An 8,303-nucleotide genomic window follows, 5' to 3' on the forward strand; every position below is an offset into this window, starting at 1 on the left:
CAGCGTCCGGCCGGACACGACGGTCGGCGGCAGCAGACGGGGGTCCGTCCGTGCGGTTCGAGGTGTGGGCGCCACTGGCGCAGGACCGGGTCACGCTCCGACTGGAGGGCAGCACGCACGCGTTGATGCGTGATCCGGAGCGGCCGGACTGGTGGACGGGCGACGCGGAAGCGGCGCACGGGGCGCGGTACGGCTTCGTGCTCGACGGCCGCGACGGGCCGCCGCTGCCGGATCCGCGCTCCCTTCGCCAGCCGGACGGACCGGACGGGGCGAGCGCCGTCGTGGACCACGACGCGTACACCTGGCGCACGCCGTGGCCGGGCCGGGCCCTGACGGGCGCTTCGGTGCTGTACGAGCTGCACATCGGCACGTACACCCGCGAGGGCACCCTGGACGCGGCTGCGGAACGCCTGGGCCATCTCCGGGACTTGGGGGTCAGCCACGTTCAGCTGATGCCGCTGAGCCCGATGCCGGGGCGGTACGGCTGGGGGCACGAGGGGGCGTCGCCGTGGGCCGTGCACGAGCCGTACGGCGGGCCCGACGCGCTGAAGCGCTTTGTCGACACCGCGCATGAGCACGGGCTCGGCGTGGTGCTCGATGTGGTGCATCACCATCTGGGCCCGTCGGACAACCACCTCGCGGCGTACGGCCCGTACTTCTCGAACAGCTCGTACGTCTCGGACGACCCCCACCTCTCGGACGGCCCGCACGCACCCTGGGGTGCCGCCGCCAACCTGGACGGCGCGGGCTCCGACGAGGTGCGCGCGTATCTGATCGGCAGCGCGCTGTCCTGGCTGCGGGACTTCCGGATCGACGGGCTCCGGCTCGACGCGGTCGACGCCCTGCGAGACACGCGCGCGTGTCACTTCCTGGAGGAGCTGTCCACCGCCGTGGACGAGCTCGCCACCCAACTGGATCGGCCGCTGTTCCTCGTCGCGGAGTCCGGCCGCAACGACCCGCGCCTGATCACCGCGCGCACCTCCGGCGGGCTGGGGGTGCACGCTCAGCGGAACGACGACTTCCATCACGCTCTGCACACCGCGCTGACCGGCGAGGAGCAGGGCCGTTACGCGGACTTCGCGCCCGCACCCCTCGCGGCGCTGGCGAAGACCCTGACGGCCGCGTTCTTCCACGACGGAGGCCATTCCGGTTTCCGCGGCCACCGCCACGGTCGGCCCGTGGACCGGGTACGCACCCCCGCGCACCGCTTCATCGGGCATGCGCAGTCCCACGACGAAGTGGGAAATCGTGCACAAGGGGACCGGCTTTCGGCCTCGCTCACACCCGGCCTGCTCGCCTGCACGGCCGCGCTCACGCTCACGGCGCCGTTCATCCCCATGCTGTTCATGGGCGAGGAGTGGGCGGCGGGAACGCCGTGGCAGTTCTTCACCGATCAGCCCGACGCCGAGCGCGCCGAGGCCGTACGGCGGGGCCGCACAAGGGAGTTCAGCTCCCACGGCTGGGACGCGGACGGCATCCCGGACCCGCAGGACCCGGCGACCCTGGAACGCTCCCGTCTGAACTGGGGCGAGCCGCAGAACGGGCACCACGCGCGCGTGCTCGACTGGTACCGCACCCTGATCGCGCTGCGCCGCAGCCAACCCGACCTGTGCGACCCGGACTTGGCATCGGTGCGGGTGGCGTACGACGAAGCGGGCCGGTGGCTGGCGTTCCGGCGCGGGGACCTGCGGATCGCCGTCAACCTCGCCAAGGAACCGGCCGAGATCCCGCTCCTGGGCGGCCGGGCGCGCGTCCTCGCCGCCTGGGAGCCCGTGGAGGCGCCCGGCCCGGACGGCACCCTGCATCTGCCGCCCGAGTCGTGCGTGGTGCTCGGCCCGCTCCAGTGAGGCGGGCCGCCGCCGCCCAGGGCTACTCGACCACGGCCAGTTCGCGCGCCGTGTTGTTGAGACGGTGGCCGCCCTCGTCAGTGACCGTGACGATGTCCTCGATGCGTACGCCGAACCGCCCCGGCAGATAGATCCCGGGCTCCACGGAGAAGCACATGCCGGGCACCAGGGGCTGTTCCTCGCCCTCGATCATGTAGGGCGGTTCGTGGGTGGTCACGCCGATGCCGTGGCCGGTGCGGTGGATGAAGTACGTGCCGTACCCGGCGTCGTCGATGACCGCGCGGGCCGCCCGGTCGACCTCCTGGCAGGCGATGCCCGGCTGGACGGCCGCGCACCCCGCGTCCTGCGCCTCCCGCACGAGATCGTGCACCTTCTGCTCCTCGGCGCTCGGCTCACCCACGTGCACGGTGCGCGAGGTGTCCGAGCCGTAGCCGTGCTTGAGGCCGCCGAAATCGAGCACCACCATGTCGCCGTGCTCAATGGTGCGTTCGCCCGCCTCATGGTGCGGGTTGGCGCCGTTGGGCCCGGACCCGACAACAGTGAAGTCGACCTGCGAGTGCCCGAACTGCCGCAACAGATCAGCCAGGTCGGCCGCCACATCGAGCTCCTTGCGGCCGGAGAAACGCACCTTGAGGATCTCCTCGTACGTGGCGTCCGCCGCCGCCCCCGCGGCCGTGAGCCGCTCCAGTTCGTGGACGTCCTTGACGGCGCGCAGCATCGGCAGGGCCTCGGTCAGGGAGGCGTACGTCGTGCCGGGCAGTGCCTGCTGCAGGCCGAGAAGGTGCATGGCCCAGGCGTTGTCACTGACGCCGAAGCGACCGTCCACGTCGAGCAGCGGCGCGGTGACGGCGTACGGGTCCTTGCCGTCCGTCCAGTCCCGCAGGGTCAGCGCGGGCGCTCCAGGGGCCCGCTGGGCGTCCGGCGCCTCCAGGGTGGGCACGACGAGCACGGGGTCCTGGCCGGCGGCGAGCACGAGCAGGGTGAGCCGCTCCGTGGTCGCGGTGGGCTGGTAGCCGGTGAGCCAGACCAGGTCGGGTCCTGGCGCGACGAGCACCCCGGCGAGACCGGCGTCGGTGGCGGACTGGACTGCACGCTCCATCCGAGCCTTGTAGTCGTCGGCGGTGAACGGCACGGGCGCGGTCGTCATTGGCTGCCTCCCAGAGCATGCGGAATTCTCCCCGCGCATCATCGCCCGGCCCCACGCACGCGCGCGAGTGGTGCCCGGCTTGAGCGGCTCCTCGGAGACCTGCGCCGGCCCGCACCACACACCCGCACGGTTAATGGTTGGATGGCCTCCAAACATTAACTGCCGACGGAAGCCTGTCGCTACGGTCGGAGACCGTCGGCCCCTCGGGGAGGGTTCAAAACGTGCTCGTACTGGCCCAGATCAGCGATCTCCACCTCGACGGCACAGCACGCGCGCGTGAACGTGCCGAACGGGTCATGGACCGGCTGCGCGGTCTCCACGCGCGCGTGGACGCGGTGCTCGTCACGGGGGACATCGCCGACCACGGCACGGAGGCCGAGTACGAGGAGGCGGCCCGCATCCTCCGGGCACCGTTCCCGGTACTCACCTGTCCCGGCAATCACGACGTGCGCGCGCCGTACCGCAAGGCACTCCTGGGTGAGCCCGACGCGTCTCGCCCCGACGCCCCGGTGAACGCCATCCATCGCGTCAACGGCGCCGCTGTTCTCATGTGTGACTCGAGCATCCCCGGCCGCGACGACGGCCTCCTCGACGGGGAGACGTACGCATGGATCGAGGCGACGCTCGACGACCTGGACGCCGATACGCCGGCCCTGCTGGCGTTCCATCACCCGCCGGTTGCCCTGCACCACCCGCTGCCGGACTCCTATCCGCTGCGCCGGCCGCAGGACCTGGCCGCCCTGCTGGAGCGCCGCCCGCAGGTCAAGGCGGTCATCACCGGGCACGCCCACTCCCCAGCGGCCACGGTGTTCGCGGGGCGCCCCCTCGTCGTCGGCCCTGGCGTCACTTGGATGCTTCAATTGCCGTGGGAGAGCCCGGACTTGGCGGACCGCGAAGCCGACCCCGGGCTCGCCTTCCATGTGCTCGACGACGAGGGGCGCCTGACGACGCACTTCCGCAGCGTGCGAGCGACCTGAGCCGGCACCCGGCACCCGGCCACACGCACACGCACGCACGCGCGTTGTCGCTACGTCACCACGCCCGGCGTGACGGAGAGGTACTGGCGCTCGCCGTTCGCGTGCCGCACCGTCACGGGTACCGCCGCGCCGGGGCGGGACTGGGCGACGGCGGCCGCGAGTTGGGCCGCCGACCCCACTTTCGCCCCGCCGAGGGTCAGCAGTACGTCACCGCGCACGAGCCCCGCGACATAGCCGGGCCCCGGGACGTGCACGCCGACGAGCAGCGCACCACCACCCTTCGGCGCGTCGACCGCCTCGACACCGAGGGTCGGCCGAGCGGCCCTGCCGGACGCACCGGCACCCTTGGCGTCCGCCGTGCCGCCCTGCGGCTCCTGATGCGAGGGCTGCCCTGAGTGGTCCGGACCGCCGGTGCGCGGGCCCGACGGCTGCGCACCGCCCTGCTGGCCTGGCAGGTGCGCCGCGGCCTGCTGCTTCAGGTCGGCGAGCCTGCTCATGCCGATGACGGTCGCGCCGACGGTACCGAGGCCGACCCCGGCGAGCAGCAGCGTCAGTGCGGCGCCGACGGTGAGGAGCGCGGTCATCAGCCGCCTGCCCCGCCGCCGGGCGGCGTGTGGACGGTGCCCCGGTTCGGCCGCCGCCGCACGGCCGGGCATCGGCTTCGGACGCAACGCTGTCTGTTCCATGTCCATGGCTCGCCTCCGCGTGATGCTCTACCCCACGGCTCACCGCAGAACGATTCACGAAAGAGTGACGATCCCGGACAGACGGGGGCACATCCGAGCGAGGCGGGCGAGCCGCGCGCCCGCCGCGGAGAATTCCCTGGTCAGACGTGCCGCCAAGTCCGTTGTCAGTGGCGGTTGTTACGTTCTTCGGCATGACGATATGACGGCCCCGGGCCAGCCGGGGCGACCGACCGAGCGGCGACTGCTCACCTACCCGTGAGCGCCCCCGCGAACGCCCGGCCCATGGCCCGGCCGCACGATCCCCATGCCCTCATGCCCCAGGAGGTGACGGTGGTACAGGAACCGCCCGTAGGCGCCGTCGCAGCGCCCCATGATGCGCGGCATCTGCTCACCGGGAATGCGGAACGCGTCCTTCCAGCCTCGCTCGGGTCACCCCGCGAAGTCGCGCACGTACCGCCGCTGCCAAGGGGTTTCCACGGCGTGCCGGTCGTAGTGCCGACGCACGAACGCCACGGCCTCCCCGGTGGGTACGCCGTCGAGGACGGCAAGGCAGGCGAGCGCCGTGCCGGTGCGTCCGCGACCGCCACCGCAGGCGACCTCGACTCGCTCGGACCCGGTGCGCTCCCAGGCGACGCGCAGCACCGCACGGGCGTCCGCGCGGTCGCTCGGCAGCCGGAAGTCCGGCCAGCGCAACCACCGGGACTCCCAGGCGACTTCGGGCGGCTGCTTCCCGAGCAGGAACACGCTGTACGTGGGCAACGGCCCGGCGGGCAGCGGCTTACGCAGCCCGCGCCCGCGCACCAGCCGCCCCGACGGCAGGCGCAGCACTCCGGTGGCCTCCAGGTCCCAGGTCTCGGTCACGCCCACACCGTAGGCGGGCAGGCCGCCCGTACGCCACGCGCACGCGAAGCCGCCGTCCGACGGCCCGAGCCCGCGCACTCGCTGTTCGTACGCCTGCTCCTGACCCTTCTCGTCCCGCTACTCGCCCGGCTTCGCGGAACCGTCCGGACCGCTGTTGCCGCTCTCCGAGGGCGGGAAGCCGTAGCGCAGGATGCGTCCCACGTCGCGCAGCACAGGGATGCGGGCGAGGACGCGCATACCCAGGCGACCGGAGAGCGGGAGGTGTTCAAGGCCGGGTACGTCGACACTGCGGAGCGAGTCGAGCAGGGTCAGGCCCGGTGCCCAGGACTCCAGTTCCGCGGGGTCGTCGACGCCCCAGTGCAGGGTGGCCCCGGCGTTGCGCACGGCGGGCACCCGCTTCTGGAGCCGGATGCCGATCGTCCCGTACACATCGAACAGCAGGCGGCCGCCGGGGAACCGCCCGGTGATGCCCTCGACGAGCCGGCGACCCTCCGCTTCGCGCAGGTACATCGTCAGGCCTTCGAAGACGGCCAAAGTCGGCCGGTCCGCGGGTACTTGCTCCAGCCAGCCGTCGGCGGTCACGGACGTGCCGATGGTGCGGTAGTCCACACCCTCCGGCTCGGGCAGCAGTCGGCGGCGCAGGTCGAGGACCTCGGGGAAGTCGACGTCGATCCAGCGCACCGAGGGTGGCGGTGCGATCCGGTGCACGCGCGTGTCCAGGCCGCACGCGAGGTGGAGCACGGTCGCGAAGGGCTGGGCGGCGAGGAACTCACGGGTCCACTCGTCCAGTTGGCGGGCGCGCAGGGCGATGCCCACGGCCGAGGTTCCCTTGACGCCGGTCTTGCTGAAGTCGTAGTCGACACGCCGCACGGCTCGGGCCGCCTCGTCGTCGTGCAGGACGGAGCGGGGCGAGCGGCTGTCAAGGGCCCGCCCGTACAGGGTGGCGAGCATGGTCTCCTGCGCGCCGGTCAGCATGATCTTCTCGTGGTCCATGAGGCCCCAAACTACGCACGCGTAGTGCCACATCTCCTGGGGCTCGCGGCACCCTCGCGCGCGTGTCGATGCGTGGCGGGCGAGGGGTTCAGTGTGCCGAATCGACGTACGAGAAGGGGGAGTTCAGGAGATCCGGTAGCAGTGCGCGGGGTGGGCCGGTACGTCGAGTTCCGGTCGCCAGGCGGCGAGGATTCCGGCGGACGGCTCGAACAGCTCGGTGGGCAGCGCGTCGGCGGCGGTCCACGCCCAGCGCACGATCTTGTCCGGTTCGGTCACCTCGGCGGTCCCTCCGGCGGGCGCGGGCACCACTGCGGCGGCGGAGAGCCTGGTGACGCCCTGCTTGCCGTCGACCAGGACGGCGACGATGCGTACGGCTTCGGCGGACACCGAAAGGGCGGTCTCCTCGGCCAGTTCGCGGGCCGCGGTCTGCTCGAAGCTCTCGCCCGCGTCGACCTTGCCGCCGGGCAGTTCCCAGCGGTCGTCGTGCCCGAGGCCGAGCAGGATGCGCCCTTCCTCGTCGACGACGATCACGCCGACACCGGTGACGCCGTTGGGCGCGGGGAACGCCCGGTCCGCCCGTTCGTTCTTGGGCGCGGCGGACCCGGGCGGCGTTCGACGGGACAAGGCGGGCTCCAACCTGCGAGTGCGGCGGCCGAGTTCGCTGCGCCTCGGCGTCGATCACCGTCACCGTATCCCCGCCGGGGCGAGCGCTCGTACGGGACCGCCGGTGCGGCCGCCACTGCCCCACGGCCGCGCGGCGCGGCCGCCCTCGTCCGTCAGCGCGGTGCGGGTGCCCTCACCGGTCAGCGCGGTGCGGGTGTCAGGTGGGCCAGGTTGGCGGTCGCCGCCGCATGGCACGCGCCGCGCCCGTCGGCGCGGGCCACGATCCGGCCGTCGACGATCCGTACGGCGGACTCCGTTCCGTCGCTCACGGAGGGCACACCGGCCGCTGCCGCGAGCGCGCCGGAGGCGTCGTACACCACCTGGAGCCGGGGCCAGGAAGCGGCCGGGAAGGAGCTGCGCAGGCAGCCGACGACATCAGCAACGGCCAGACGGGCGAGCGGGATGAACTCGTCCGGATGCCCGGAGACCAGCACCACAGTGACCCTCGCACCAGGCGGAGCCGCTCGTACCGCTTCCTCCACGGCCTCCAGACGGTGCACACCGAGCACCGCGAGCACGCCGTCGTCGGCGAACCGCGCGGGCGCATCACGCACCACGTCGACCGGCCCGCCGGCCGCCAGAGCTTCCGGTCCCGCTCCGCGCGCGGCCGCCGTCTCCTCGGGCGCCGACCAGGCTTCGTCAACCGGCCGGGCGGGCGGAACGTACGGCAGATGTGGCGGGTCCCAGTGCCCGTCGACGTCCAGGTCCGCGAGGCGCTCGCAGGCGGCGATCACGGTGAAGGGTTCGACGAACCCGGGGGCGGCATCGGCCAGTTGGCGCGCGCCGTGCAGAGCGGTGAGCGCGGACTCGGCCACGCGTACGAGACGGGTACGGGTGGCCGGACGTTCCCGGACACCGGGGCTCAGCCGCTCCAGGGCGAGGCCGAGCAGGATCGCGTTCAGCTTCATGAGCTGCCCGTACGCCTGGCGGATCCGGTCGTCGGCGAGGACTTCGGACATCAGATGGGTGTCGAGCCGCGCGCCCGCGTCACCACCGACGCCACGGCCCGCGTCACCGTCACCGTCACCGTCGGCGCCACCGCTCGTGACGCAGGCGGACCGGCCGTCGGCGAGCGGCAGGCGTGCCATCCAGGCACGCGCGAAGGCGGCGAGCGCGGTACGCCCCGCCC

At 72.9% G+C, this 8,303-nt stretch carries 8 protein-coding genes; 2 read left to right on the plus strand and 6 right to left on the minus strand.

The window, feature by feature from the left end:
• Positions 1 to 50 precede the first annotated feature (50 nt).
• The gene (gene treZ, locus GUY60_RS05230) at positions 51 to 1,847 is read left to right on the plus strand and encodes a malto-oligosyltrehalose trehalohydrolase (protein WP_161694246.1); all 1,797 of its coding nucleotides are present in this window, start codon (positions 51 to 53) and stop codon (positions 1,845 to 1,847) included.
• Between the two features lie 22 nt (positions 1,848 to 1,869).
• Here treZ and GUY60_RS05235 read toward each other — a convergent pair whose 3' ends face one another.
• Positions 1,870 to 2,994 carry an aminopeptidase P family protein gene (locus GUY60_RS05235; RefSeq protein WP_161694248.1) on the minus strand — a complete coding sequence of 375 codons (1,125 nt, stop codon included), beginning with the start codon at positions 2,992 to 2,994 and terminating at the stop codon, positions 1,870 to 1,872.
• Between the two features lie 221 nt (positions 2,995 to 3,215).
• Here GUY60_RS05235 and GUY60_RS05240 point away from each other — a divergent pair, with 221 nt between their 5' ends.
• A complete protein-coding gene (locus tag GUY60_RS05240; protein ID WP_161694250.1) occupies positions 3,216 to 3,971 on the plus strand; it encodes a phosphodiesterase in 756 nt (251 codons plus the stop codon).
• Between the two features lie 50 nt (positions 3,972 to 4,021).
• Here the strand turns inward: GUY60_RS05240 and GUY60_RS05245 are convergent, their stop codons facing one another.
• The 5 genes from GUY60_RS05245 to GUY60_RS05265 form a co-directional block, all read right to left on the minus strand.
• Positions 4,022 to 4,663: a PDZ domain-containing protein gene (locus GUY60_RS05245; protein ID WP_376771158.1), complete on the minus strand. Its 642-nt coding sequence runs from the start codon at positions 4,661 to 4,663 to the stop codon at positions 4,022 to 4,024.
• Positions 4,664 to 5,086: 423 nt separating this feature from the next.
• The gene (locus GUY60_RS05250; RefSeq protein WP_161694252.1) at positions 5,087 to 5,518 is read right to left on the minus strand and encodes a protein-tyrosine phosphatase family protein; all 432 of its coding nucleotides are present in this window, start codon (positions 5,516 to 5,518) and stop codon (positions 5,087 to 5,089) included.
• Positions 5,519 to 5,635: 117 nt separating this feature from the next.
• Entirely contained in the window at positions 5,636 to 6,511 is an 876-nt protein-coding gene (locus GUY60_RS05255) for a class I SAM-dependent methyltransferase (RefSeq protein ID WP_161694254.1), read from the minus strand.
• A gap of 123 nt (positions 6,512 to 6,634) precedes the next feature.
• Positions 6,635 to 7,135 (minus strand): NUDIX domain-containing protein, encoded by a 501-nt coding sequence (locus tag GUY60_RS05260; RefSeq protein ID WP_161694256.1) that lies wholly within the window; start codon positions 7,133 to 7,135, stop codon positions 6,635 to 6,637.
• Between the two features lie 179 nt (positions 7,136 to 7,314).
• The coding region (locus GUY60_RS05265; protein ID WP_161694258.1) for a hypothetical protein at positions 7,315 to 8,303 on the minus strand (989 nt) is incomplete at its 5' end.

The organism is Streptomyces boluensis, from assembly GCF_009908195.1.
Classification (GTDB): Bacteria; Actinomycetota; Actinomycetes; order Streptomycetales; family Streptomycetaceae; genus Streptomyces; species Streptomyces boluensis.

Coding starts and splice junctions, on each gene's coding strand:
- GUY60_RS05245 (WP_376771158.1), bottom strand. CDS start 4,663: ATGGACATGGAACAGACAGCGTTGCGTCCGAAGCCGATGCCCGGCCGT.
- GUY60_RS05255 (WP_161694254.1), bottom strand. CDS start 6,511: ATGGACCACGAGAAGATCATGCTGACCGGCGCGCAGGAGACCATGCTC.
- GUY60_RS05235 (WP_161694248.1), bottom strand. CDS start 2,994: ATGACGACCGCGCCCGTGCCGTTCACCGCCGACGACTACAAGGCTCGG.